The organism is Actinomadura sp. NAK00032 (genome assembly GCF_013364275.1).
Lineage (GTDB): Bacteria > Actinomycetota > Actinomycetes > Streptosporangiales > Streptosporangiaceae > Spirillospora.
Genome location: NZ_CP054932.1, coordinates 9,366,187 through 9,391,549 on the forward strand (window position 1 = coordinate 9,366,187; position 25,363 = coordinate 9,391,549).

Here is a 25,363-nt window from a genome sequence, read left to right on the forward strand (position 1 = left end):
CCGGCCCGCTGATCGCCCGGCCGGCGTCCTACGGCGACTCGACCGGCTGCGCGCCCAGCGCCTCCTGCTGGATCCGGTCGAACTGGGCGCCCATCGCCTCGGCCAGCGCCGTCGCCGCCGACAGCGGGCGCACCATCACGGTGAGGTCGTCGATCAGCCCGTCCTCGTCGAGGTGCAGGAAGTCGCACCCGTGCACCTGGAGCCCGTTCACCGTCGCCTTGAAGACCAGGGCGTGGTCGCGGCCGTCGACGCTGACGATCTCCCGCACGTAGCGGATGTCCTGGAACACCCGCGCCGCGCCCCGCACGATCGCCGCGGTGATCGCCTTCCCCTCGTAGGGCTTGAACACGACCGGGCTCGTGAACACGGCGTCCTCCGCGAACAGCGACTCCAGCGCGGCGACGTCACCGGCCTCCACGGCCCGGCGGAACGGATGCATGGGAGCGCCCCCCGATAGGAAACTAGTTGACTAGGTGCGAATGACACTAATCGCGCACTCGACCACTCGTCCAGAGGCCACCCCGATGGCACAGGTCACACGCCGGCCGCTCGGCCGCCCGGCGCGCCCGGTCAGCCGCCCGGTGTCCGCAGGGTGATCGATCCGCTCTCGGTGCGGGCGCTGATCGACCGGGGCGAGGACGCCTCCGCGGGCACGTCGGCGCGGACGTCACCGCTCTCCGTGGCGGTGCTGACCTTGTAGGGGGCGCGCGGCACCGTCACCCGCACCTCGCCGTTCTCGGTCGTCACGGCCACCCGGCGCGGCGCCGCCGCGAACGACAGGTCGACCTTCCCGCTCTGCGATCGCGCCGAGACCTCCTGCGACCTGGTCGCGCTGGCGCGCAGTTCCCCGTTCTCGCTGCGCAGGTCGAGCGGGCCGGCGGCACCGTCGACCACGATCGCGCCGTTGGCGCTGCGGACGCGGAGCGCGGCATTGAACCCGGTCGCCGAGATCGTCCCGTTCTGCCCCTCGACGCCGACCGCGAGCCCCTTCGGCACCAGCACCTCGTAGCGGACGTCGCAGCCGCCGATCAGGGTGTCGCAGTCGGTGGCCAGGGTGAGCCGGTCGCCGCTGAGCTTCCACGTCGCGGACGGCTTGCCGCCGATCACCGACCAGCGGTCGAACCGGCGCGTCACCCGCACATCGCTGACGTCGGCGGGCCGGATGTCCAGGTCACCGGCGTCCTTGGCGATGGTGAGCCGGGTGCCGACGGGACCGAAGGCGCGCTGCTCGGGCGTGGCGTCGGCGGCCGAGGCGCCGCAGCCGGCCAGGGACGCGGTCACGAGCAGCGCTCCGGCGGCGAGCGGCAGTGCGCGGCGGGACGAGATGGACAACGTGCCTCCATTTTCGGATACCGAAAGTACTCAGTACTTTAAGTATGCTACGGTGCGTCCATGAACGACAACCCAGGGCCCGCGCGGCGGGTGCCACGCGACGAGGTACGGCGGCGGCTGCTCGCCGAGGCGCTGCGGATCTTCACCGAGCGCGGCTACGCCGACGCCCGGCTGGAGGACATCGCCCACGCCGCCGGATTCACCAAGGGCGCCGTCTACTCCAACTTCGGCGGCAAGCAGGAGCTGTTCGGCGCCGTCCTCGGCAGCGGCGCCGAGGACGAGTTCGCCGCCGTGGCCGCCGAGATCGGCGGCACCGACGACGCCGCCGCGCTGATCGAGCGGATCGCGGAACTGATCACCGCCCGGATCGTCGGGGACACCGGGCGCGGGCAGCTCGGCCTGGAGTTCGCCGCCCGCGCCGCCCGCGACGAGCCGACCCGGGCCGTGCTGGCCCCGCTGCGCCGCGCGCAGCGCGACACCGCCGCCCGCTCGTTCGCCGAGGTGACCGAGCGCACCGGCACCAGCCCGGCCGTCCCCCCGGAGCTGGCCGGGCTGATCCTGCACTGCTTGACGAACGGCCTGGTCAACGAGCACCTCGCCGACCCCGGATCCGTCACCGCCGACGTCATCGAGCGGGCGTTCACCGCCGTATTGACCGCGCTGCTCCCGCCGCCCGCGCGCGGCTGAAAGGACCCCTCCGTTGGCGACCCTGCTCTACCGGCTCGGCCGGACCGCGTTCCGCCACCGCGCGCGCTTCCTGGCCGGCTGGCTCCTCCTGCTGGCCCTCACCGCCGGCGGCCTCATCGCCGCCGGCCCCCACCTGGACAGCGAGGCCACCATCCCCGGGGCCGAGTCGCAGCGGGGGATCGACGTCCTCGAACACGCCCTCCCGGCCGCGACCGGGGTGACCGCGCAGCTGGTCTTCGCCGCGCCGCCCGGCGCGACCGTCGACGACCCCGTCCACCGGGCCCGCATCGGGGCCGCGGTGCGGGAGGCGTCCGCCGCGCCGCAGGTCGCCGAGGCGACCGACCCCTTCGAGACCGGCGCGGTCTCCGCCGACCGCCGCACCGCGCTCGCCCAGGTGCTGTACCCCATCAAGCGGGACGTACTGGACGACTCCAGCGTCACCGCGCTGGAGGACATCGCCGCCGAGGCCCGCGCGGGCGGCCTGCGCGCCGAGGTCGGCGGGTCCGTCTACAGCACCGCCGGCATGCACGCGGGCATCGGCGAGGGGCTCGGCGTCGCGGTCGCCGTCGCCGTGCTCGTCCTCACCTTCGGCTCGCTCCTCGCCGCCGGGCTGACCCTGCTCACCGCGATCACCGGGCTGGCGATCGGCCTCCTCGGCGTGCTGCTGGCGTCCAACGTCGCGACCGTCTCCTCCACCGCACCGAGCCTGGCACTGATGATCGGGCTCGCCGTCGGCATCGACTACGCGCTGTTCGTCGGCTCCCGGCACCGCGCGCAGCTCGCCACCGGCATGGCCGCCGAGGAATCGGCGGCGCGCGCCGCCGCCACCGCCGGCACGGCCGTCGTCTTCGCCGGCCTCACCGTGGTCATCGCGCTCGCCGGGCTGGCGGTGGTCGGCATCCCGTTCCTGACCGTCATGGGCCTCGCCGCCGCACTGACCGTCCTGATGGCGGTCGCCGCCGCGATCACCCTGCTGCCCGCGCTGCTCGGCCTCGCCGGGGAGCGGCTGCGCCCCGCACCGGGCTCGCGCGCCGCCGCCCGGCCCGGCGGCACGGGCGGCGGCGGCCTGCGCTGGGCCCGCCTCGTCACCCGCCGCCCGCTCGTCACCATCCCGGTCGTCCTGCTGGCCCTCGCGGCGATGGCGCTGCCGGCGCTGCGACTCGACCTGGCGATGCCCGACAACGGGACGGCCGACCCCGCGTCCACCCAGCGCAAGGCCTACGACCTGATCTCCGATGCCTTCGGGCCCGGCAGCAACGGCCGGCTCCTGGTCCTGGTGCGCGCCCGCGACGGCGACCCGGTGCGGGCGGCGACCGCCGTCGCGGCGGGGCTCCACCTGCCCGGCGTGGTGTCGGTCGGCGACCCCGAACCCGGCACCGACGGCCGCACCGCCGTGCTCGGCCTCGTCCCCGCGCAGGGCCCGCGCAGCGAGGCGACCCGGCGGCTCGTCCGCGACATCCGCTCCCGCACCCCCGGCCTCGGCGCCGCCGCGGGCGCCGAGGTCCTGGTCACCGGCTCGACCCCCGCCGCGATCGACGTCTCCGACCGGCTCAAGGGCTCGCTGCCGCCCTTCACCGCGCTCGTGGTCGGGCTCTCCCTGCTGCTCCTGCTGCTGGTCTTCCGCTCGGTCGTCGTGCCGGTGAAGGCCGCGGCCGGGTTCCTGCTGTCGGCGGGCGCCGCGTTCGGCGCGGTCGTCGCCGTCTTCCAGGACGGCCTGCTCGCCGGCCTGTTCGGCGTCGCCACCACCGGGCCGGTGTTCAGCTTCATGCCGATCGTCGTGATCGCCGTGCTGTTCGGCCTGGCGATGGACTACCAGGTGTTCCTCGTGTCGCGGATCCGCGAGGAGTACGTCCGCACCGGCCTGCCGCGCGACGCGGTGCTGACCGGCGCGCGGCACAGCGGCCGGGTCATCACCGCCGCCGCGCTGATCATGCTGTCCGTCTTCGCGGGATTCGTCACCACCGACGACCTCACCCTCAAGCCGATCGCCCTCGGCCTGGCCGCCGGGATCCTGGCGGACGCCTTCCTGGTGCGGATGACGCTCGTCCCGGCCGTCCTCGCGCTGGCGGGCAAGGGCGCCTGGTGGCTGCCGTCCTGGCTGGACCGGCTCCTGCCCCGCCTGGACGTCGAGGGCGCCGCCGTCCGCCCCCGCGAACCCAGGACCGAGGAGGCCGAGGAGCCGGTGGCCCCCTGACGCCCGCGTCCGGTGCCCGGCGCCGCCGCTACGCTCGACCCATGTCGTTGCGCAACGCGGTCCTGGCCACGCTCCTGGAGGGCGAGGCGTCGGGATACGACCTGGCGAAGAGCTTCGACGCCGGGGTCGCCAACTTCTGGATGGCGACCCCGCAGCAGCTCTACCGGGAACTGGACAAGATGGCGGGCGAGGGCCTGATCCGGGCGCGCGTCGTCCAGCAGGAGCGCCGCCCCAACAAGCGCCTCTACTCCCTCACCGCCGCCGGCCGCCGCGCGCTCCACGACTTCACCGCCACCCCGCCGCGCCCCGGCGCGATCCGCGAAGAGCTGATGGTCCAGGTGCAGGCGGTGGACGCGGGCGACGTCCGGGCCGTCATGAACGCCATCCGCGAACGCATGACCTGGGCCGAATCCAAGGTCGCCCGCTTCGAACGCCTCCGCGCCCGCCTGCTGGACGGGCGCACCGAGGAGGAGCACCTCGCCACCGCCGAGCGCATCGGCCCCTACCTCACCCTGATGCGCGGCCTGGCGTTCGAACGCGAGAACCTCCGCTGGTGCGAGCAGGCCCTCGCCGTCCTCACCCGCCGCACCCCCGCCACCTGCCCGTCCGGCTCCGACCACTAGCCGGCGGACCGGTCCCAGGTGAAGCGGACGGCGCCACGTGCGGTGAGCCGTCGGGGCGCAGCATGGTCAGGGTGGCCACGTGCGGCGCGGCGAGGAACGACTGGAGTCCGCTCGCGCGGCTGTGGGCGGTCTTCACGTCACTTGAAGGCGGCGGCGTTGCGGGCTGCCCAATCGGCGAACGACCGGGGCGCGCGGCCGAGGATCCGCTCGGCGTCCGGGCTGACCTGCTGCTCGGCCTCGACCGGGTCGCCCAGGATGGACAGTGTCCCCTCGACGACCGGCTCGGGCATGAACCGCAGCATCTCCTCGCGCGCCTGCCGCCGGGTCTGCTCGACGAACCGGACCGGCTCGCCGAGTGCGGCGCCGATCGCCGCCGCGCGCTCGCGCGGCGTGGTCGGCCCGGGGCCGGTGAGCTCGTAGGTGCGGCCGGCGTGCCCGTCCTCGCGCAGGACGGCGGCGGCGACCGCGGCGATGTCGGCCGGGTCGATGGTCGGCAGGCCGACGTCGCCGAACGGGGCGGCGACCCGCCGGTCCGCCCGGACCTGCTCGGCCCACGCGTAGGCGTTGGAGTGGAAGCCGCCGGGCCGCAGGATCGTCCACTCCAGCCCCGACCGGCGGACGGCCTCCTCGAAGGCGGCCGGGTGCCGGTAGGCGTCCGGCCTGGTCCCGGCCCCCTGGGAGGACAGCAGGACGACCCGCCGGACGCCACCGGACCGGGCGGCGTCCAGCACGGCCTCGGGGTCGTCGCCCGCCACCAGCAGGAACAGCGCGTCGGCTCCGTCGAGGGCGGCCTCCATGCTCGGAGGGTCGGCCAGGTCGGCCCGGACGTGCCGGACACCGTCCGGCAGTTCCGCGGCCCGCCTCGACAGGGCGGTGACCTGCTCGCCCGCGGCGGCCAGTAGCGCGGCCAGTCGCCCGCCGACGTTCCCGGTGGCGCCCGTGACTGCGATCATCGTCATGCTCCTCAGTGAGTTAGTTGACTGACTTAATCGGACCATAGCGGCCTCCGGGGAGTGTGTCTATAGTGAGTCAGGTGACTAACTCAAAAAGCCCGGGGAAGCGGGAGCGGCTGGCCAGCGCGGCCGCCGAGGTCCTGCACACCCAGGGCGTGGAGCGCACCACCCTCGCCGACATCGCGCGGGCGGCCGACGTCCCCGTCGGCAACGTCTACTACTACTTCAAGACCAAGGACCAGCTCATCGAGGCCGCGATCGACGCCCAGTCCCGGCGGCTCGACACGATCATCGCCGCGCTCGACGCGCTCCCCGAACCGGCCGCCCGGCTCAAGGCACTGGTGGACGGCTGGGTCGACCAGCGCGACCTCGCCGCGCGGTACGGCTGCCCGACCGGGACCCTGGCCTCCGAACTCGACAAGCGCGCCGACGGCCTGGACGAGACGCTCGCCAAGGTGATGGCGCGGCTCATCGACTGGGCGGAGCGGCAGTTCGAGCAGCTGGGCCGCCGCGACGCGCGCGAGCTGGCCGTCGCCCTGATCGCGGCCTACCAGGGGATCTCCCTGCTCACCAACACCCTCCGCGACCCCGGCCTCATGGCCGTCGAGGGCGGCCGTCTGCACCGGTGGATCGACTCGCTCGCCACCGGCACCTGAGACTGCGCCGGCCTGAGCCTGCGTACGGCGCGCTGGAACGCCTCGGCGGCGCCGGACGCGAGCACGTCCGACGCCGCCGTGGGAAGCCGGGGCCAGCACCACCGGCCCGCGGTGACTCCTTCACCCAAGGTCAGGGGCGCTGCCCCGACTTCCCGACGACCCCGATGGCGACGCGGACCATGAGGCGCTGCAGCGTCCCCGCCTTCACCGTGACCGTGGGATCACCCGCCGACTCGAACTTGCGGGTCTTGACCGCGATCGCGCGTTCCCCGACGTAGGCGTACGTCTTCGGGTCGAGCAGCACCTCCTCGTGCAGCCAGCCCTCCACCGTCATGCCGAGGGCGATCGCCGGCCGGCCGGCGATGTCGGCCTTCCCCTCCACCGGCGTCACACCGGGGATCATCTTGATCGCCCGGAAGATCGCCGCCTCCGTCTTCGGGGAGTGGGAACTGTCCCGCAGGATGGTGACCAGCGTCTGGAAGGTCATCAGGTCACCGCCCCCGCCCTTGGGCCCCCTGCGCACCTTCCGCAGCAGCGCACCGGGATCGCTGGGCAGCGGCTCGAACCTGGTCGCGACGGCCGAGGACACCTGCTCGTGCCCGGCCTTCGGCTTGCCGTTCTCATAGGCGGTGAACTGCTTGCCGTCGCCGCGGCGCCACACCTCCCAGGTCTCCGTCTTGTATGGGCCTCCGGTGACGAGCCCGGCGGGCTTCACCGACGAGGTCAGCTGCATCTTCGTATAGACCCACTGGCGCGGCTTCGCCCCGGCGGACGGCCTGGTCGCGGCGACCGCGGCGGCCCGGTCGAGGACGTGCGCCGCCTCGGCGGGGGTACCGAGCGCGATGTCCGCGGGCAGCGCCTCGGGCGGTCCGGCATCGTCCGCCCCGCGCAGGACGACCCCGGCCACGGCGACCGCCGCCAGCGTCCCGACGGCGGCGAGCCGCACGCCCAGCCGGAACCCGCCGCGGCGCCGCACCGGGCCCGCGGTCTCGGCGCGGACGTCCTCGGCCCGCGCGGACTCCATCACGTCCTTCGCCAGCGCCCGCGCGGCCGGCCGGTCGGCGAACCCGGCCAGCGACTCGTCGCGGACACGGGCCATCGACCGCACCATGTCGTCGGTGGAGTGAGGCTTCATGTCAGGGAACTCCGTTCGGTGATGGGACGCTGCGCGGCCACGGGCATCACTTCGGCGCGCGTCGAGCGCAGCGCGCGGGAGAAGCGCTTGCGCGCCCGGTGCAACCGGACGCGTGCGGCCCCCGTCGAGCAGCCGAGGACCGCGGCGATCGCGGAATGGTCCAGCCCCTCCCAGGCGACCAGCCTGAGCAGTTCCCGATCGTCGTCGGACAACTGGCGGAACGCGTCCGCGATCGCCGACGCCTCGACCGGATCGGCACCGACCGCGGCGATCTCGTCGCGCAGGTCGTGGCGCAGGCTCGTCGTGCGACGCCTGCGCTGCGCCTCGCCGCGCCAGTGGTTGGCCAGCACCCGGCGCGCGACGCCGTACAGCCACAGCCGCGCCCTGCCGCCCGGCGGTATCTCGCCCAGCCGCCGCCACGCGATCGTGAACGTCTCGGCCACCACGTCGGCGGCATCGTCGGGGGACGCGCAGCGGCGCAGCACGTACCCCAGAATCGGCTCGTAGGTCGCGGCATAGATCGCCTCGAACCTGGCCTCGCGGTCATCCATCGAAGCCCCGATGACGGGGTCTCTCATGGCGCACGTGTCTCTCCTTCACAGCGGTGACACCCCGTACGTGTCGAGCCCCCCACCGGTGTTACCGGACAACCTCGAAAAGGCGCACACCGGCAGGGGATGCGATGACCACCGACGCCGTCGCACCAGGGCTGGGAGCAGGGCGGCGCAGCCCGAGGAAATCGGGCACACCGCTTCTTCTGCCGGACTCGACCACGCCGACCGGGTTGGTCGACGACGCGTGAAGACGGTGCAGTAACGCGTGATGTGCGCGGGACCAAGTGGGGGTGTACGACGATGATAGGAGTGATCGCATGGCCGATCCCGGCCTAGCCGGCCTGGGACAGGATCCCGCCGTCTTCGAGGAGTTCTACCGGCGGCACATCGACAGAGTGACGCGATTCGTGGCGCGGCGCGTAAGCGATCCGCACACGGCGGCGGACATGACGGCCGAGGTTTTCCTGGCGGTGATCGACTCCGCGCACACCTACCGGCCATCGGCCGGGTCGCAGATCGGGTGGCTGTACGGGGTGGCGCGCAACGTGCTCGCGGCAGAGCGGCGCCGGGCGGCCCGGGAGCACCGGGCCACCGGGCGAATCGCCGGCCGGCGGCTGCTGGACGCCGATGACATCGCGCGACTTGAGGAGCGGATCGACGCCGAGAGCCCGGGGCGCCGGACGTACGAGGCGATCTCGACGCTGCCCAAGGGCACTCGGGCGGTGATCGAACTGATCGCGGTGGACGGGCTGACGGTGTCCGAGGCCGCCGCCGCGCTGGGGCTCCGGCCGGTCACGGCGCGGGTGCGCCTGCATCGGGCCCGGAAACTGCTCGCCGACATCCAGCCCGTCAACGACCTGGCCTACGTGAAGGAGTGAAGAACATGCAGACCTTCGAAGACCGGCTTCTGAGCGAGCTCAGGAACGTCGTCGCGGCCAGGTCCGAGAAGCCCGCACCTCGTCGGCGGCGGATGGGCCTCCGGCTCGGCGTCGCGGCCGCCGTGGTGGGCGCCACGGCCGCTGCGCTGGTGGCCGTGCCGGCCTTCACCGGGGACGAGGCTTCCCAGGCGAACGCCGTGGAGCGGGGGCCGGACGGGTCGATCACGGTGCGTCTGGTGGAGTTCACCCATCCCGAGCGGGTGGAGGCCAAGCTGCGCGCGTTCGGGGTGCCCGCGACGGTGGACTTCCTGCCGTTCGGGACGCAGTGCAAAGGACGCGAGTACTCCTCCGACTGGTGGCAGTCGAAGGAGCCGGACGGCGGCGTCTTCGGCGAAGACCCCGGCTCGGATCCCCACGCCGACGCGGACATGAGGGGCGGCGTCGTGGCCCGGATCCACCCGCAGAAGCTCCACGCCGGGGAGCAGGTCGTCCTCAGCGTCTGGTTCGGGAAGGACGCGGGCAGCGTGTTCAGCCCGATGGTCAAGAAGAAGGGCAGCGTGCCTCCGTGCACCCGAGTGGCCGGCGGACCGTCCGCGGGCGGCGACGGCACAGGCGGCTGATCGAGAACCCGCGCGGGAACGCCGGCCCGCCCCGTCCTCAAGCCCGAGGTCGCCTCAGCCGAGGATGGGGCGGTGCCGGACGTCTGCGCATGAGCCACCACTCCGGCGACCAACGATTCCTCGATCAACGCCCCATCAGGTCCAATGAGGCGCAACGGCTGTGCCGCGATGCGGCCGCGTCCGGACCGAGACCGGCTACTGGGCCATGTCGACGAAGCGGCTGTAGTGGCCCTGGAACGCCACCGTGACGGTGGCGGTCGGGCCGTTGCGGTGCTTGGCGACGATCAGGTCGGCCTCACCGGCCCGCGGCGACTCCTTCTCATAGGCGTCCTCGCGGTGCAGCAGGATCACCATGTCCGCATCCTGCTCGATTGATCCCGATTCGCGAAGGTCGGACACCATGGGCTTTTTGTCCGTTCGCTGTTCGGGGCCTCGGTTGAGCTGCGAGAGCGCGATGACCGGGACGCCGAGTTCCTTGGCGAGGAGCTTCAGCGAGCGGGAGAACTCCGAGACCTCGACCTGGCGGCTCTCCACGCGCTTGCCGGACGTCATCAGCTGCAGGTAGTCGATGATGACGAGCCGCAGGTCGTGCTGCTGCTTGAGGCGGCGGCACTTCGCGCGGATCTCCATCATCGACATGTTGGGCGAGTCGTCGATGAACAGCGGCGCCTCGGCGACCTCGCTCATGCGGCGGGCGAGGCGCGTCCAGTCCTCGTCTTGCATGGTGCCGGACCGCATCGCGTGCAGCGCCACCCGCGCCTCGGCGGACAGCAGCCGCATCGTGATCTCGTTGCGGCCCATCTCCAGGCTGAAGAACGCCGAGGTCAGGCCGTGCTTGATGGACGCGGCGCGGGCGAAGTCGAGCGCGAGCGTCGAGTTGTGCGTCGGGACGCAGTGCCGTCCGGCCAGGTACATGTGGTCGTCGTTGTCGACCTGCACGCACCGCACCGGCACGCTCTCCACGGGCCGGACGTCCACGATGTACCGCACCCGGGCCTCGGATGGGACGCTCTGGGGCTGCCGTGCCGCCTTGCGCGGCAGCCGGAACACCGTCTCGGCGGGCGTGAAGGCGATCTCGTGAACGGCCTCCGCCGCGGGGCCCGACGTCGTCACCTCGGCACGGTGACCGAGGCTGAGGATGAGTTCGTGCACCTCCTCGGCGAGCCGAGCGGAGGAGAAGGCGAGGTCGACGCGTCCATCGGCGGCCACGTGGCCGCGGACGTCGAGGATCCCGGCGAGCAGCGCTCGCCGCTGGGCCGCGGACGCACGCATGTACCGGGCGGGGATCTGCCCACCGTCGGACGGCCCGAGGCGGCGACGCACCCCCGGCAGCACGTAGCAGCCGGGGATGGGCTCCGGGAGGACCTGCGCGCCGGTCGCCTCCAGCTGGGCGATGACCTCGCGGTCGAGGCAGGTGATGCCGTCGGTTCCCGCCTCACCGGCGCCGAGCCGCACGCCCAGGACGTACGGGTCGACGGGGAGTTCGGCCTCCGGGAGGTCGAACGCGCCGGCGACCTCGACGGTGTGCGCGGGACGCCCCTCGTGCCGGAGCGTCGCGAGCAGCTGCTCGGTCGTGCGAATCCGCGAGCGCCCAGCCTGCATCTCCTGCGGCGGGACGACGACGGCGCGGTGACGGGCCGTCTTCCGTGCCGCGTCAGGGCTCTCCGACGGCTGAGCCCCTGTTCGGTCGAACCGGCCGCGGCAGCGCTGAACGGAATCGCTCGTCCGGTGCTGGGAGCGATCGCCCGGCTCACCGCGCTGAGCGTTCCCCCTCGTCACCGCGTGCGCGGCGCGGACCGCCTCAGCGGACCGGTCGCCGCGCCCGGCGGCGATGAAGAACGGGGGATCGAAGGCGTCCGGGACCGACTCGACTCCGATTCGTCCGAGCCGGCCGCGTCGCTTCCCGGAGATGGCCATGCGGAAGTTCGTGTTGACGTTAGTCAGGGCGCGTCTGGAGGCCACCTCGGCCGAGGGCGACGCAGCGCCGTTCCTCAGGCGTGCCGAGGTGCGCCACTGGTGCTGGGCGTCGGCGACGATGACCTCGCCGTCGGAGAACTCGATCTCGTAGCAGGGACGGCCATACATCACGTCGGTGGCGGCGACGACGCGAGTCGGTTTCCCGTCGGCCCCGATCAGCTGGTCACCAACGGACACTTGCCCCATGGTCGTCCACCCCGAAGGGGTGGGAAGTGGGACATTGAGGCTCAAAGCCTTACCCATGGCAGGCCTCGCCGCCACCACAATCATCTGGCCGGGGTGGAGGCCGTTGGTGAGGGCGTCGAGGTCGGCGAAGCCGGTGGGGCAGCCGACCATCTGACCGCCGCGGCTGCCGATGGCCTCGATCTCGTCCAGGGCGCCGGGCATGATCTCCGACAGCGCGACGTAGTCCTCGCCGGCGCGCTTCTCGGCGATGGCGAAGACCTCGGCCTGGGCGCGGTCGAGGACCTCGTCGGCGTCGGCGCCGTCGGCCGCGTAGCCCATCTGGACGATGCGGGTGCCGCTCTCCACCAGGCGGCGCAGGATCGACCGCTCGTGGACGATCTTGGCGTAGTACCCGGCGTTGGCCGCGGTGGGCACCAGGGAGATCAGGGTGTGCAGGTAGGGGGCGCCGCCGATGCGGGCGATCTCGCCGTTCTTGGTGAGCTCGCCGGCGACGGTGACGGCGTCGGCCGGGTCGCCGCGGCCGTAGAGGTCGAGGATGACGTCGTAGATGATCTGGTGCGCGGGCCGGTAGAAGTCGGGCGTGCGCAGCAGTTCGACGACCTCGGCGATGGCGTCCTGGGAGAGCAGCATGCCGCCGAGGACGCCCTGCTCCGCCGAGATGTCGTGCGGCGGGGTGCGTTCGAACTCGTGCTCCTGCGGTCCGATGTCGGCCACGCTCACCGTCGCACCCCCTTCATCTCGGCCGCCGGCGGCCCCGCGTCGCCGACCGTTCGTCCCACGTCTACCTGACGCGTCCGACATTCTCCCGAGGCCGCGCGGCCGGGAGCAAAGCAGCCTGTGGACAACCCTGTGGACTGCCTGTGCAGACACGCCGTTATGGTTGTGCACGACCTGTGGACAACTTTGTGGATTTCCGCCGGACGACCCCCGCCCCACTCCGCTGACCTGCGGCAACGTCGTCCACCGGCTGTGCGGGAAAGAAAGTCGGCCGTCCGCGCCCATGTAAGGCTTGAAGTTCTTAGGACAGTTACTCCGGTGGTAGCCTCGGCGCGGTGACGACTTCCCGGCGGCTCGCGACCGCGCACGACCGCGAGATCCTGCGCCTCGCCGTGCCGGCCTTCGGCGCGCTCGTCGCCGAGCCGCTGTTCCTGCTCTCGGACTCGGCGATCGTCGGGCACCTCGGCACCGCCCAGCTCGGCGGGCTCGGAGTCGCCGGCCAGGCCCTCAGCACCCTCGTCTACCTGTGCGTGTTCCTCGCCTACGGCACCACCGCCGGGGTAGCGCGGCAGGTCGGCGCCGGGGACATGCGGGCCGCGATCAGGCAGGGCATCGACGGCATGTGGCTGGCGGTCGCCATCGGCGCGGTGCTGATCGTCGCGGGATGGCCGCTCGTCCCGTGGATCGTGGACGCGTTCGGCGCGTCCCCGTCCGTGACCCCGTACGCCGTGACCTACCTCCGGGTGAGCCTCTTCGGCATCCCGTCGATGCTGCTGGTCCTCGCCGGTACCGGCGTGCTGCGCGGCCTCCAGGACACGCGCACGCCGCTCGCCGTCTCCATCGGAGGCTTCACGGCGAACCTGCTGCTCAACGTGGTGTTCGTGATCGTCCTGGACTGGGGGATCGCCGGCTCGGCCTGGGGCACCGTGCTCGCCCAGACGGGCAGCGCGGCCGTCTACACGGCCGTCGTCCTGCGCGGGGCGCGCCGCCACGGGGCCCCGGTCCGTCCCGACCTGGAGGGCCTGCGGACGTCCGCCACGGCGGGCTTCGGGCTCCTGGTGCGGACGGCCGCGCTCCGCGTCGTCCTCATCGTGGGCACGTCGATCGCCGCCCGGATGGGGGACGAGGAGATCGCCGCGTACCAGGTCGGCTTCCAGGTGTGGACGCTGCTTGCGTTCGCGCTCGACGCCATCGCGATCGCCGGGCAGGCCATCACCGGGCGCTACCTGGGCGCGTCCGACATCCCGGGCACCCGGGCCATCACGCGCCGGATGGTCTGGTGGGGCATCGGCTGCGGCATCGTGTTCGGGCTGGCCGTCCTCGCCGTGCGCCCGTGGCTGCCCGGCCTGTTCACCGGGGACGGCGACGTCCGCGACCTGCTGCTCGCCTCACTGCTCCTCGTCGCGTTGCTCCAGCCGGTGGCGGGCGTGGTGTTCGTCCTGGACGGCATCCTGATCGGCGCCGGCGACGGCGCCTACCTGGCCGCGACCACGCTGATCGCGACGGTCGTCTTCCTCCCCGCCGCGCTCGTCCTGTACCGGGCGGACGCGGGCCTCATCGGGCTGTGGGTCGCGATCGGCCTGTGGATGCTGACCCGGATGATCACCCTGGGGCTGCGCGCCCGCGGCGACCGCTGGATGGTCACCGGGGCCGTCCGCTGACCCGCGTGGGCAAAATCCTGGGAATCGCACCCGCACCACCGACCCCACCCGCTACGATTCGAACATGTGTTCCACCCATGGCGAGCGGATGGCCCGGCTGACGCAGGCGATCGACGACCTGGCGGCCGAGGGCCTGGCCGGGCTGCCCCCGGAGACCCTGGTGGAACGGGTGGCGGGCATCTGGTCCTTGGTCGAGGGCATCGACCCCGAGATAGCCCGCCGCCGAACCCGCTACACGACCCCCGACACCTAAACCCACCCCGACCACCACCCCAAGGGCTACGGACGGCATCGCGCAGGCGTTCTCGTACTGGCGGTGATGCGCGAGCGTTTCACGCGAGTGGCGTCCGTGGAGGGGGAGGGTCAGGTCAGGTTGTCGAGGGGCGGCAGTATCGGCAGGATTGAGCCGTTGTCGGCGTTGTTCTGGCTCGGGTTGGACGTCTCCAGGCGGGCGGCGACCGCGCGGCGCAGTTCGGGCAGTCGCGCGTAGAGCCTGTCGCCCGGGCAGGACGTGTTGTTGTAGTCGCGGTGCCCGACGATGGCCTGGGCCGGGTCCAGGTTGTACTGCCGGCACAGCCACACGCAGACCTCCAGCAGCGAACCCCACAGCTTGCCGGGGACCGCCCGTGACGTGTACGTCCCCTCGTTCTCGATGCCGAGCGTGTGCTGGTTGTGGTGCAGGACCTGCGCGCCCACCGCGAGGTCGCCGGCGCGGATCGCCTTCAGGCTGCGGTTGCGGCCCTCCATCACGATGCCGCCGCGGCTGATGGTGAGCTGCTGACCGGTGTCGTCCCAGCCGTTCTTGTTCATGTGGAAGTTCTGGATGTACCGCGACAGGCTGAACGCGTGGGACAGCGACACATCGCTGGTGTTGGCCGTGGCGGTGTGGTGCACGATGATGTGATCCGGCGCCCGCTTCAGGACCTTGGCCGGCCGCCTCGGCGGTCTCGCGTTCCACTGCGCGCGTGTGTAGATGTGCGGGTTCTCCGCCGTGAAGTCGACGGGGACCGCCATCCCCTCGTCCGCCATGGCCCCATTCTGGAGCGGCGACGCCATCGAGAGCATCTCCAGCAGGCCGGCCCCCGCCACGCCGCCGATGAGCGCCCGGCGCGTCACCGGCAGGCCGCGCCGGTCCCGGTCGTCCGCGCCGTCCCCCGAATGCGCGATCACACCGTCCCCCCTCATTCCGGATCAACTGATCACGGAACGTAATGGCCGCTCTGGCGATCACCCAAACACAGGGCGGTTCAGGGACGTTTCACATGAAACCCAGCGCACGATCCCTGCCATTGGACGGCGTTCGCCCTGCTCTTGTGCAAGAGATTGCGGGATCCAGAGCCGTCTCCACGCACCCCGTCCCCACCGAACGCATGCACCGCCCTAGCAACGGCAAGTAGCGGAAAGACGCAGACCCAGGGAACTCGAACGCGCAGCTCGGCCGAGGTGCAGGGGCAAGGGGGTGGACGTGGAACGGCCCCCGAGCCTGTGGGACTCGGGGGCCGTTCGGTGGTGCGGTGGGTGCGTCAGCCCTCGACGACGTTGACGTCGATCGTGGCGCTGACGTCGCTGTGCAGGCGCACGCTGACCCGGTGGGTGCCGACGGTCTTGATCGGGTTCCCGATCTCGATGCGGCGGCGGTCCAGGTCGGGGCCGTCGGCGGCCTTGACCGCCTCGGCGATGTCGGCGGCGGTCACCGCGCCGAACAGGCGGCCGTTGCTGCCGGTCCGGGTGCGCAGCGTGACGCGCAGGCCGCCGAGCTGGTCGGCGACCTCCTTGGCGTGCTCGACGGTCGCGATCTCGCGGGCCGAACGCGCCTTCTTGATGGAGTCGATCTGCTTCTCGGCGCCCCGGGTCCACTGGATCGCGAACCCGCGGGGGACGAGGTAGTTGCGGCCGTAGCCGTCGCGGACCTCGATGACGTCACCGGGCTCGCCGAGCCCGGAGACCTGCTGGGTCAGGATGAGCTTCATGATCTATACCCCCTGCCTCAGCGCGCGGTGCTGGTGTACGGCAGCAGCGCCATCTCGCGGGCGTTCTTGATCGCCGTGGCGACGTCCCGCTGGTGCTGGGTGCAGTTGCCGGTCACCCGCCGAGCACGGATCTTGCCGCGGTCGGAGATGAACTTCCGCAGCAGGACCGTGTCCTTGTAGTCGACGTAGGAGATCTTCTCCTGGCAGAAAACGCAAACCTTCTTCTTCGGCTTGCGGGGAGGTGGCTTCGCCATCGTGGTGCTCCTTTGGGAGAGCCCCGCTCACGCGGGAATGGACGTGTACTGGATGGTGTCGTGGTCGCGCCGGAGCGTCGGGGCCTAGAACGGGGGGTCGTCGGAGTAGCCGCCGCCACCGCCGCCGCCCGTGGCCCACGGGTCCGCGGGGGCGCCGCCCTGCTGGCCGCCGCCTCCGAAGCCGCCGCCGCCCTGCTGGCCGCCGCCGCCTCCGAAGCCGCCGTCCTGACCGCCGCCGCCGCCGAAGCCGCCGCCGCCCTGGCCGCCACCGCCGCCGAAGCCGCCGCCACCGCCCTGCCGCTGGGTCTTGTTGACCTTGGCGGTGGCGCTGCGCAGCGACGGGCCGACCTCGTCGACCTCGATCTCGAAGACGGTGCGCTTCTCACCCTCGCGGGTCTCGTACGACCGCTGCTTGAGGCGTCCCTGGACGATGACCCGCATGCCGCGCTGCAGCGATTCGGCGACGTTCTCGGCCGCCTGCCGCCAGACGTTGCAGGTCAGGAACAGGGCTTCGCCGTCCTTCCAGTCGCCCGACTGGCGGTCGAAGAACCGCGGGGTCGAGGCGATGCGGAAGGACGCGACCGCCTGGCCGCTCGGGGTGAAGCGGAGATTCGGGTCCTCGACGAGGTTCCCGACGATCGTGATTACGGTGTCGCCTGCCATGGGGCTCGCTCCGGCTGATGAGAGGGCTGAGCCTGGCTCAGTGGACCTCGGGGCGGATGACCTTGGTGCGGAGGATCGACTCGCTCAGGTTGAGCTGCCGGTCGAGCTCCTTGACCGTGGCAGGCTCGGCCGACAGGTCGATCACCGCGTAGATGCCTTCGGACTTCTTCTGGATCTCGTACGCCAGGCGCTTGCGGCCCCAGACGTCGACGTTCTCGACGCTGCCGCCGCCGTCCCGGACGACCTTCAGGAACGGCTCGAGCGCCGCGTTCGCGGTGCGCTCGTCGATGGCGGGGTCGAGGATGGTCATGAGTTCGTAACGACGCATGCTGTGTCCCTACCTCCTCTGGACTGATGCGGTCACGGTCTCTCCGTGACAGGAGGGCTCTTGCGTCCGCCGCGGCGGTACTGGACCCCGGATTGCCGGGCGCACCTGCCGCGAGACCGATACAGGCTACCAACAGTCGGCAGCGTACAAGCCGGTTCCCGCAGTGGAGCGCCAGCGGAACGGAGGGAACCGGCTTGTACCGCCCTTGCCGGGGGTGTGTGGGGTCGCCCCCACAAGCCGACACCGCGCCGGTTGGTGGGGCATGGGTGGGTCAGTGGCGTTGGTAGGTGGGGTGGGTGGGTCTGGTGCAGCGGCGGCGTTCCAGTTCGGCCATGATGTCGGCCATGCGGGCGCGCATGCGGGCGGTCTGGGTCGTCAGCAGGGACAGCTCCTCGACGAGCTCCGCGTCGCCGATGAGCCCCAACTCCGCTTTCGTCACGGTGTGCAACCTCCTGCTCTCCCCCGCTTCCCCTCGGGGGCCGGACCGAGCCGGTGTTCTCGAATCCATGTTCGACAGTACCGGGTGCCGCCGACATTTTCCGACCGCCCACGCTGGTTGATCTTCGCTTGGGCTGGGAATTCCCTTATGGGCATGGTCCGTCCGGTCCCGCGTTCACCATGCGCCCCAAGCGCGGGAGCACCACCTGAGGAGGATCCGATGCCGCAGGAGGCAACCGACGCACGGCGGACGCCGGCACGTGCCGAGACCAGGCAGGAGCCCCGCCGGCTGCAGGGCGTGCTGGCGGTGGCCGCCATCACCATCGGGGTCGCCGCCCTGTTCCTGGGCTGGTTCCCCGAGACCCACTTCCCCGGTGCCGTGCTCGGCGTGATCGGGCTGCCGCTCGCGCTGTACTCCCAGATGATCTCGGCGACGACCAATGAGCGGTGGCTGAACGTGATCGGCATGATCACCGCGTTCATCGGCACCGGCTTCGCGCTCAGCAACGGCGGCTTCTCGATCTGACCCGTCCCGGGTGTCGCAGAGCGCGGATAGGCTCGTCGGCATGCGCATCGGAGCCCATGTCGACCAGCAGAACCCGCTCGACAACGCCCGCGCGGTCGGGGCTGACGTCGTCCAGTTCTTCCTGGGCGACCCGCAGGGCTGGAAGAAGCCCGTCCTGCCGGAGGGCGTCGAGGCGCTGGCGGGGTCCGGCGTGGACGTCTTCGTGCACGCTCCGTACACGATCAACGTCGCGACGTCCAACAACCGGATCCGCATCCCGAGCCGCAAGAACCTCACGCAGCAGCTGGAGGCGGCCGCGTCCATCGGGGCGACGGCGCTGATCGTGCACGGCGGGCACGTGCTGAAGGACGACGACCCCGAGACGGGCTTCGAGAACTGGCGCAAGGTGTTCGAGCGGGTCGAGTGTCCGATTCCGGTCTACATCGAGAACACGGCCGGCGGCGGGAACGCCATGGCGCGCAAGTTCGACCGGATCGCCCGGCTGTGGGAGGTGCTGTCCGGGGTTCCGGGGCTGGACGGCAAGCTCGGCTTCTGCCTCGACACCTGCCACGCGCACGCGGCCGGCGAGGAACTGGTCGACGCCGTCGACCGGATCAAGGCCATAACCGGCCGCGTCGACCTGGTGCACTGCAACGACAGCCGGGACGCGTTCGGGTCGGGCGCCGACCGGCACGCCAACCTCGGCAGCGGCAGCATCGACCCGGAGCTGATCCTCGCCGTGGTCAGGGCCGCGGGCGCCCCGGTCGTGGTGGAGACGCCGGCGGCGGGGCAGGCCGACGACATCGCGTGGCTGCGCTCGAAGCTCTGAGGAGCGCGGTTCCTGGAACCCGCGCAGCGTGCGCGGCATCTAAACCGGGTGCGACCAGCCTGACGACAAAATCCGAAGGTCACGTCACACTGGCATAATCCGGAACCCAGCCCTCAGCGCACGCGCGTCCTCTCCGGCCGGCGGGCGCGCGAACCGATCGGGATGCACATGGCACAGCCCCCTTACGACCCCTACGGCTACGGATCGCAGGACCCGTACGCGCAGCAGTCCTACTCCCAGCCCCCGGCCGTGCAGCACCACTACTACGGGGCTTCGATGCCGGTCGCCCCGCCGACCAACGGGATGGCGACGGCGTCGCTGGTCTGCGGGCTCATCGGGTTCTTCGCGTGCGGTGTCACGTCCATCCTGGCGGTCATCTTCGGGCACGTGTCGCTGAGCCAGATCAAGCGGACCGGCGAGGGCGGCCACGGCATGGCCGTCACCGGACTGATCCTCGGCTACCTGATCAGCGCGGGCTGGCTGCTCATCCTGCTCTTCTACATCCTCGGGATCGCGATGTTCGCCGCGAGCAGCGGCAGCACGTACTGACCGCTCAGGCCAGCCGTGGGACGCCCGCCACCTCCACCCCTACGCTGGACATCAGCACCGTCATGGGGGTGGACGTGGCGCGCCACGCCTTGACCGCGTCGCCGAACACGTCGAGGACCATCCGCAGCGATTTGTGGTCGGTGTCGGCCAGTTCGGCCCAGGATTCGTACAGCACCAGGTAGCCGTTCTTCGCGGGCGCCCACGACAGGTCCCTGAGGGCGGCGGCGAGGTCGTCCCAGTCGCCGTCGGCGAGCGCCGGCGCCTCGAACACCGCGGCGCACAACCGGAGGAACCCCGCCTTGTCGCGGGCGCGGCGGCCGTCGAGGTGGAAGCCGCGCCAGCCGGCCTCCTCGGCCCGCTCCGTCCAGCTCGTGTCGCCGACCGCGCCCGGCACCGGGGGCGTCCGCCACTGGTAGACGCCCGGTTCCAGCCGTCCCGCGAGCAGCTCGTTCAGTGCTTGGTTCGCGTCCACGTCCTCTCCCGGCAGTTCCCGCGTCCCCGCGATCCGTCCCGCGAGGGGCCGGGCCGATCCCGCCCGCCGCGATCAGTTCCCCGGCATCCGGCGGGAAATCCCCCGGCGCAGGCAGATTCCGGCCACGAAAAGTCCCACGCGATGCCCGCGATCGTCGCACAGCGCTCTCGTGGCGGCGGGACGACGCGCTGACCAGTGGCGATGCCGTGGCGGCGCATCCGGCTGAGGCCGGTGACCGGGTTCGTCCACCGGCCTGGAAGATATGGCTTGAGTCTCCAGCGGGTGGAGGGCACAGGGTGAGGGGCATGGACGGCGACGCCTTGTACACGATCGGGGAGCTGGCACGCCGCACCGGGCTCTCGGTGCGGACGATCCGGTTCTACTCCGACGAGGGCGTCGTGCCGCCCACCTGCCGTACCGCGGCCGGCTACCGGCTGTACGACGCGGAGGCCGCCGCGCGCCTGGACCTGGTGCGGACGCTGCGGGACCTCGGCGTCGACCTCGGCACGATCCAGCGGGTGCTGGCCCGCGAGATCGGCGTCGGGGAGGTCGCGGCGGCGCACGCGGAGGCGCTGGACGTGCAGATCCGGACGCTCAGGCTGCGCCGGGCCGTGCTGCGGGCGGTGGCGAAACGCGGATCCACCCCGGAGGAGATCGAGATCATGAACAAGCTGGCCCGGCTGTCCGACGAGGAGCGCCGGCGGATCATCACCGACTTCATCGACGAGTCGTTCGCCGGACTGGACCTGAGCCCCGACTTCGAGGCGAAGATGCGGTCCGGGCTTCCGGAGCTGCCGGACGACCCCGCGCCCGAGCAGGTCGACGCCTGGGTCGAGCTCGCCGAGCTGGTCGGCGACCCCGGCTTCCGGGCGTCGGTGCGGCGGATGGCCGAGTACCAGGCCGCCCAGATCGAGCAGGGCGCCTACCCCGAGGATCCGGAGGGCCTCGGCCGGATGACGGGGGACAGGATCGCGGCGGCGATCGCGGACGGGATCGAGCCCGGTTCGGACGCGGCCCGTCCCGTCCTCGACGAGCTGGTCGCCGCCTACGCGGCGGCCTACGGTGCCGCGGACGGCCCCGAGTTCCGGCGGAAGCTGCTGGAGCAGGTCGAGATCGGCAACGACCCGCGCGCGGAGCGGTACTGGCAGCTGATCGCCGTCATCAACGGCTGGCCCGCCTGGCCCGCGATGACTCCGACGTTCGCATGGTTCGCCGAGGCGCTGCGCGGCCGGCTCGGCTGAGTCGGGCGGCTCCCCGGCAGGTCAGGATGGTGCTGGGGCGCCGGCGTGGTGAGGAGCGCCGCGCCAGCGCCCCAGCGACACGACGTCCGCGGCACCGTCGAGGACACCGCCCGCCGGGTCGTCCACGCCGTCCGCCCGGACGATGTCACCGGACGGCCGCAAGATGTCCCACACCACCAGACCGGCCAGCACCAGGACGGTCACGAACCGGGCGAGTAGCGCCAGCGAGTACACGTCCTGGCTGATGCCGCCTTCGGGGGCGTCCAGGCTCAGCACCGCCGACATGGTGTCGGACAGGTTCGCCCCCTGCGTCTGCCCGGACACCGACAGCAGGAACCACCAGATGCCGAAGAAGTAGGCGATCTCGCCGATCTGCCATGCGACGAACGCGGGCACCTTAGGACGAGCCAACACCGCGAGCGGCAGCAGCCAGAGGACGTACTGCGGCGACCACACCTTGTTCGGCAGCATGAACGCGACGAGCACCAGGAACAGCAGTTGGGCGAGGCGCGGACGGCGCGGCGCGGCGAGCGCGAGGACGGCGATGCCGGCGGCGAGGACGAGGAACGTCCCGGTGCCGAGCAGGTTGAGCAGTTCGGTGTCGGTGGAGGGCTCCGGCAGCCCGTGGTCCTGCAGGACGAAGAAGATCGATCCCCAGTCGACGCCGCGCTTCTGGCTGAAGGTGTAGAACTCCAGCCAGCCGTCCCACGCGAAGAGCATCACCGGCAGGTTGACCAGCAGCCACGCGCCCGCGGTCCCGGCGAGCAGGCGGCCCATCGCGCGCCACTGACCGGCGCGGACGCACAGCAGCACCAGCGGGCCGAGGAACAGCAGCGGGTAGAACTTCGCGGCGATCGCCAGCCCGAGCAGCGCGCCCGCGAGCGCCGGGCGGCGCGCCGACCAGGCGGCGACCGCGAGCGCCGACAGCGCGACCGCGAGCAGGTCCCAGTTGATGTACGCGGTGAGCAGCAGCGCGGGGGACAGCGCCACCATCAGGCCCACCCGCAGCGAGCGGCGCCCCGCCGCGTACGCCGTGGCGAGGACGGCCGCGACCGCGAGGACGGCGAGGATGAGCGCCGTGACGTTGAAGAACGCCATCCCGCGGCCGTCCACCCCGAACGGGCTGACGAGCCACGCCACCAGCTGCATGAAGCCGCCGCTGAGCACCGGGTACTCGACGTAGTGGATGTCGGACCCTTGCAGCGAGTCGAAGTAGGGGAGCTTGCCGTCGCTCAGCCCGCGCACGTAGTAGAGCGGGTAGATGTCGGTGTAGCAGGCGTTCGCCGTCGTCTTGAGGAAGTCGAACCGCGACGACGCGCACGGCTGCTTCTGCAGCCAGCCGAGCAGGCACACCAGGGCGGTGAGCCCCGTCAGCACCGGCGCGAGCCGCATCAGCCGGGCGGGCGGGCGCGGTCCGGGGCGGCCGTCCGCCGGGTCGCTGCCGGCGGACATCGCGAGCCCCTCAGAAGACGACGACATGGACAGCAAGACTATTCGTCCGGGGCGGTACCGGCGATCACGGACCGGACACCGGCCGGAAAAGGGGGACGGCCCGGAGCCGCAGTGGCTCCGGGCCGTTCCGCCCGATGTCAGGCTCGCGCTACGCGGCCGGGGTGCGCTACGCGCCCTCCTCGGACCCCGGGCCCGGCGGTTCCTCCCGGCAGGCCGGATGGTTGCGGTTCTGCGGCTTCGCGCACCACCAGCCCTTGTCGCCCTCGGGCGGCAGGTTCGGGTTGCAGCCCTCCGGCCGGTTCAGCACGTCGCAGGGCTTGTCCTCGTTGTTCGGCGGCGGCGACGGCGAGGTCGGCGTGGACGGCGAGGACGACGGGCAGCCCGGCTCCTGGTTCGGCTGCCCCGGACGGCAGCTCGGCGAGGTCGTCGGGCTCGGCGTGTTCGACGGGGACGGGGTCGGCTTGACCTTCGCCCACGGGGCGAGCTGGCCGACGTTGGCGGGCGGCGGGAACTGGCTGATCTCCTTGCCGTCCAGCGCCTTCAGCATGAAGCGCTTGAACAGCTCGGCCGGGACGGTACCACCGTAGACCTGGTCGTAGCCGCCGACGCCGATCAGCGACTTGCGGGTGCCCTTCTTGTCCTGCCGCCACATCGCCGCCGACGTCGCCAGCTCCGGCGTGTAGCCGACGAACCAGGCGGACTTGTTCTCGTCCGTCGTACCGGTCTTGCCGGCGACCGGACGGGAGCCCAGGCTCGCCCGGGTACCGGTACCGCCGGTCTGGACGACCGCCTGCATCGCGGACGTGGCGTCCGCGGCGACGCCCTCGGAGAAGGCCCGCGTCGGCTTCTGCCAGGGCAGCTTGTCCAGCGGCTTGTTCTCGTTGTTCACGACCGTGTGGCCCTTGGCGTCCGTGATCTTCGCGATCACGTGCGCGTCGCGGTGCTCGCCGCCGGCCGCGAACGTCGAGTAGACCGACGCCATGGTGACCGGGCTGGCGTCGATGACGCCGAGCGGCAGCGAGGTGTAGGTCGGGTCGAGGCTCGGGGTCTTCTCCGGGATGCCCATCTTCTTGGCCATGTCGACGACGTTCGTCAGCTGGACCTTCTGCCCCAGCTCGACGTACGCGGTGTTGATCGACATCGCCGTCATCTGCTTGAGGTTGTAGACGCCGTTCTCGGACGTGCTGTCGTTGGTGAACGTCGCGCCGTTGATCGTCCGCTTGTAGCGGCCGTCCATCGTCGTCTTCAGGCTGATGCCCTGGTCGAGCGCGGTCGCCAGCACGATCGGCTTGAACGACGAACCCGGCTGCACCTTGCCCTGGAAGGAGTTGTCGAACGCGTGCTTCTGGTAGTCGGGACCGCCGTAGGCGGCGACCACGCCGCCCGTCTTCGGGTCGATCGACGCGAGCCCGAACCAGATGTCCGACTTGAGGTTGTTTTCCTTCTTGACCTGCTTGACGAGCTTGTTGGTGTAGTCCTGCAGCCCCTTGTTGAACGTGGTCTTGATCCGGAGGCCGCCGGTCGCGAGGCGCTGCCGGTCGATGCCGAGCGACTCCAGCTCGTTGATCACGCGCGCCTGGAGGTAGCCGGCGTTCGGGTCGTCCGGCGCGTCGCTCCAGTCCTTCTGCGTCTGCGGGAACTTCGCCGCGCTGCGCTTGGTCTGGTCGAGCCAGCCCTTCTCGACCATGCCGTCGAGGACGTAGTTCCAGCGGTTGACCAGCGCCTGCTTGCGCGGGTTGGACGTCGGGCCGTAGGTGTGAAAGTAGCTCGGTCGCTGGATCATCGCGGCGAGCATCGCCGCCTGGTACTCGTTGATCTCGGTGACGGGCTTGTGGAAGTAGGCGCGGGACGCCGCCTGGATGCCGTACGAGTCGCGTCCGAACGAAACGACGTTGAGGTACAGCTCAAGGATCTTCTTCTTGTCCATCTCCTTGCCCATCCGGACGGAGATGAGGATTTCCTTGAGCTTGCGGCTGACCGTGCGGTCCTGGCTGAGGTTCGCCCAGTAGTTCCGGGCCAGCTGCTGGGTGATCGTCGAGGCGCCGGCGACGTCGCCGCCGGTCGCGGCGCGGAACACCGCGCCCGCGATGCCGGTCGGGGAGATGCCCGGCTCGCTCCAGAAGTTGCGGTCCTCCGCGGCGAGCACCGCGTTCACCACATGGTCGGGCACCTTGTCGAGCGCGATGTCCTCGCGGTGGGTGCCGATCCGGGCGAGCGTCGACCCGTCGCTGTAGGTGATCACCGACTCCTGGCGGAGCGCGTCCTGCTGCGCCTTGGTCGGGAGCGGCGTGTTGGCGTAGGCGACCACGACGAGGACGGCCATGCCGAGGATCAGCACGCTGACGACCGCGACCGTGATCTTCCAGGACGGGACGTACCGCCGCCAGCCGGTCTTCTCCGGGTCGTCCGGGCGCTTCTCGCGCCGGGAGCGACCCCGGCCGCGGCCGCGCTCCTCCTCGTCCCAGAAGCCGCCGCCACCGCCGCCGCCG

At 71.7% G+C, this 25,363-nt stretch carries 27 protein-coding genes; 12 read left to right on the forward strand and 15 right to left on the reverse strand.

Translation table 11 applies throughout. The features are described 5' to 3' along the window. Positions 1-28: 28 nt before the first annotated feature. On the reverse strand, positions 29-439 hold the full coding sequence (locus tag HUT06_RS43320) for a nuclear transport factor 2 family protein (protein WP_176200997.1): 411 nt from the start codon (positions 437-439) through the stop codon (positions 29-31). A gap of 131 nt (positions 440-570) precedes the next feature. Then, positions 571-1,332 (reverse strand): DUF4097 family beta strand repeat-containing protein, encoded by a 762-nt coding sequence (locus HUT06_RS43325; RefSeq protein ID WP_176200998.1) that lies wholly within the window; start codon positions 1,330-1,332, stop codon positions 571-573. Positions 1,333-1,392: 60 nt separating this feature from the next. Between HUT06_RS43325 and HUT06_RS43330 the strand changes: the two genes are divergently transcribed. From HUT06_RS43330 to HUT06_RS43340, 3 genes are read left to right on the forward strand one after another with little or no spacing between them, the layout of a single operon-like run. Further along, positions 1,393-2,019, forward strand: coding sequence for a TetR/AcrR family transcriptional regulator (locus HUT06_RS43330; protein WP_176200999.1), 627 nt, complete (start codon positions 1,393-1,395; stop codon positions 2,017-2,019). Positions 2,020-2,032: 13 nt separating this feature from the next. After that, complete coding sequence (locus tag HUT06_RS43335; protein ID WP_176201000.1) at positions 2,033-4,213, forward strand: MMPL family transporter; 2,181 nt, start codon at positions 2,033-2,035, stop codon at positions 4,211-4,213. 41 nt (positions 4,214-4,254) lie between these two features. Beyond that, positions 4,255-4,836 (forward strand): PadR family transcriptional regulator, encoded by a 582-nt coding sequence (locus tag HUT06_RS43340; protein WP_176201001.1) that lies wholly within the window; start codon positions 4,255-4,257, stop codon positions 4,834-4,836. A gap of 137 nt (positions 4,837-4,973) precedes the next feature. Here HUT06_RS43340 and HUT06_RS43345 read toward each other — a convergent pair whose 3' ends face one another. Next, positions 4,974-5,789 (reverse strand): NAD(P)H-binding protein, encoded by an 816-nt coding sequence (locus HUT06_RS43345; RefSeq protein ID WP_176201002.1) that lies wholly within the window; start codon positions 5,787-5,789, stop codon positions 4,974-4,976. An 80-nt stretch (positions 5,790-5,869) separates the two neighbouring features. On the opposite strand from HUT06_RS43345, the gene HUT06_RS43350 reads away from it, so the two are divergent. Next, the gene (locus tag HUT06_RS43350) at positions 5,870-6,445 is read left to right on the forward strand and encodes a TetR/AcrR family transcriptional regulator (protein WP_176201003.1); all 576 of its coding nucleotides are present in this window, start codon (positions 5,870-5,872) and stop codon (positions 6,443-6,445) included. A gap of 130 nt (positions 6,446-6,575) precedes the next feature. Here HUT06_RS43350 and HUT06_RS43355 read toward each other — a convergent pair whose 3' ends face one another. Together HUT06_RS43355 and HUT06_RS43360 are read right to left on the reverse strand one after the other, a co-directional pair. Beyond that, a complete protein-coding gene (locus HUT06_RS43355; RefSeq protein WP_176201004.1) occupies positions 6,576-7,580 on the reverse strand; it encodes a CU044_5270 family protein in 1,005 nt (334 codons plus the stop codon). Then, positions 7,577-8,158: an RNA polymerase sigma factor gene (locus HUT06_RS43360; RefSeq protein ID WP_254715704.1), complete on the reverse strand. Its 582-nt coding sequence runs from the start codon at positions 8,156-8,158 to the stop codon at positions 7,577-7,579. Before HUT06_RS43360 ends, HUT06_RS43355 begins: the two co-directional genes overlap by 4 nt. A gap of 293 nt (positions 8,159-8,451) precedes the next feature. Here HUT06_RS43360 and HUT06_RS43365 point away from each other — a divergent pair, with 293 nt between their 5' ends. Both HUT06_RS43365 and HUT06_RS43370 read left to right on the forward strand, forming a co-directional pair. After that, positions 8,452-9,012 (forward strand): RNA polymerase sigma factor, encoded by a 561-nt coding sequence (locus HUT06_RS43365; protein ID WP_176201005.1) that lies wholly within the window; start codon positions 8,452-8,454, stop codon positions 9,010-9,012. 5 nt (positions 9,013-9,017) lie between these two features. Further along, positions 9,018-9,632 (forward strand): hypothetical protein, encoded by a 615-nt coding sequence (locus HUT06_RS43370; RefSeq protein WP_176201006.1) that lies wholly within the window; start codon positions 9,018-9,020, stop codon positions 9,630-9,632. A 195-nt stretch (positions 9,633-9,827) separates the two neighbouring features. Here HUT06_RS43370 and dnaB read toward each other — a convergent pair whose 3' ends face one another. Beyond that, positions 9,828-12,515, reverse strand: a complete 2,688-nt coding sequence (dnaB, locus tag HUT06_RS43375; protein WP_217711674.1) for a replicative DNA helicase — start codon at positions 12,513-12,515, stop codon at positions 9,828-9,830. 332 nt (positions 12,516-12,847) lie between these two features. Here dnaB and HUT06_RS43380 point away from each other — a divergent pair, with 332 nt between their 5' ends. Together HUT06_RS43380 and HUT06_RS43385 are read left to right on the forward strand one after the other, a co-directional pair. Next, positions 12,848-14,173, forward strand: a complete 1,326-nt coding sequence (locus HUT06_RS43380; RefSeq protein ID WP_176201008.1) for an MATE family efflux transporter — start codon at positions 12,848-12,850, stop codon at positions 14,171-14,173. Positions 14,174-14,237: 64 nt separating this feature from the next. Continuing rightward, positions 14,238-14,426, forward strand: coding sequence for a hypothetical protein (locus HUT06_RS43385; RefSeq protein ID WP_131877625.1), 189 nt, complete (start codon positions 14,238-14,240; stop codon positions 14,424-14,426). A gap of 110 nt (positions 14,427-14,536) precedes the next feature. On the opposite strand, the gene HUT06_RS43390 is transcribed toward HUT06_RS43385, so the two are convergent. The 6 genes from HUT06_RS43390 to HUT06_RS43415 all read right to left on the reverse strand — a co-directional run bounded on the left by HUT06_RS43390 (position 14,537) and on the right by HUT06_RS43415 (position 17,827). Then, positions 14,537-15,202 (reverse strand): peptidoglycan recognition family protein, encoded by a 666-nt coding sequence (locus HUT06_RS43390; protein ID WP_254715856.1) that lies wholly within the window; start codon positions 15,200-15,202, stop codon positions 14,537-14,539. Between the two features lie 494 nt (positions 15,203-15,696). Continuing rightward, positions 15,697-16,143 carry a 50S ribosomal protein L9 gene (rplI, locus tag HUT06_RS43395; RefSeq protein ID WP_176201009.1) on the reverse strand — a complete coding sequence of 149 codons (447 nt, stop codon included), beginning with the start codon at positions 16,141-16,143 and terminating at the stop codon, positions 15,697-15,699. Positions 16,144-16,160: 17 nt separating this feature from the next. After that, positions 16,161-16,397: a 30S ribosomal protein S18 gene (gene rpsR, locus HUT06_RS43400; RefSeq protein ID WP_026403973.1), complete on the reverse strand. Its 237-nt coding sequence runs from the start codon at positions 16,395-16,397 to the stop codon at positions 16,161-16,163. An 84-nt stretch (positions 16,398-16,481) separates the two neighbouring features. Next, on the reverse strand, positions 16,482-17,060 hold the full coding sequence (locus tag HUT06_RS43405; RefSeq protein WP_176201010.1) for a single-stranded DNA-binding protein: 579 nt from the start codon (positions 17,058-17,060) through the stop codon (positions 16,482-16,484). 37 nt (positions 17,061-17,097) lie between these two features. After that, positions 17,098-17,388: a 30S ribosomal protein S6 gene (gene rpsF, locus HUT06_RS43410; RefSeq protein ID WP_138636747.1), complete on the reverse strand. Its 291-nt coding sequence runs from the start codon at positions 17,386-17,388 to the stop codon at positions 17,098-17,100. Positions 17,389-17,659: 271 nt separating this feature from the next. Next, complete coding sequence (locus HUT06_RS43415; RefSeq protein WP_176201011.1) at positions 17,660-17,827, reverse strand: hypothetical protein; 168 nt, start codon at positions 17,825-17,827, stop codon at positions 17,660-17,662. A 219-nt stretch (positions 17,828-18,046) separates the two neighbouring features. On the opposite strand from HUT06_RS43415, the gene HUT06_RS43420 reads away from it, so the two are divergent. From HUT06_RS43420 to HUT06_RS43430, 3 genes are all read left to right on the forward strand, one after another. Next, on the forward strand, positions 18,047-18,352 hold the full coding sequence (locus tag HUT06_RS43420) for a hypothetical protein (RefSeq protein WP_176201012.1): 306 nt from the start codon (positions 18,047-18,049) through the stop codon (positions 18,350-18,352). A 40-nt stretch (positions 18,353-18,392) separates the two neighbouring features. Further along, complete coding sequence (locus HUT06_RS43425) at positions 18,393-19,160, forward strand: deoxyribonuclease IV (protein WP_176201013.1); 768 nt, start codon at positions 18,393-18,395, stop codon at positions 19,158-19,160. 168 nt (positions 19,161-19,328) lie between these two features. Next, a complete protein-coding gene (locus HUT06_RS43430; RefSeq protein WP_176201014.1) occupies positions 19,329-19,709 on the forward strand; it encodes a DUF4190 domain-containing protein in 381 nt (126 codons plus the stop codon). A gap of 4 nt (positions 19,710-19,713) precedes the next feature. Here the strand turns inward: HUT06_RS43430 and HUT06_RS43435 are convergent, their stop codons facing one another. Continuing rightward, positions 19,714-20,181 carry a barstar family protein gene (locus tag HUT06_RS43435; protein WP_176201015.1) on the reverse strand — a complete coding sequence of 156 codons (468 nt, stop codon included), beginning with the start codon at positions 20,179-20,181 and terminating at the stop codon, positions 19,714-19,716. A gap of 305 nt (positions 20,182-20,486) precedes the next feature. Here HUT06_RS43435 and HUT06_RS43440 point away from each other — a divergent pair, with 305 nt between their 5' ends. Further along, positions 20,487-21,422 carry a MerR family transcriptional regulator gene (locus HUT06_RS43440; RefSeq protein WP_176201016.1) on the forward strand — a complete coding sequence of 312 codons (936 nt, stop codon included), beginning with the start codon at positions 20,487-20,489 and terminating at the stop codon, positions 21,420-21,422. 21 nt (positions 21,423-21,443) lie between these two features. Here the strand turns inward: HUT06_RS43440 and HUT06_RS43445 are convergent, their stop codons facing one another. Both HUT06_RS43445 and HUT06_RS43450 read right to left on the reverse strand, forming a co-directional pair. Then, entirely contained in the window at positions 21,444-22,901 is a 1,458-nt protein-coding gene (locus tag HUT06_RS43445; protein ID WP_254715705.1) for a glycosyltransferase family 87 protein, read from the reverse strand. Positions 22,902-23,040: 139 nt separating this feature from the next. Further along, positions 23,041-25,212, reverse strand: a complete 2,172-nt coding sequence (locus HUT06_RS43450) for a transglycosylase domain-containing protein (RefSeq protein WP_176201017.1) — start codon at positions 25,210-25,212, stop codon at positions 23,041-23,043. Positions 25,213-25,363: the final 151 nt, after the last annotated feature.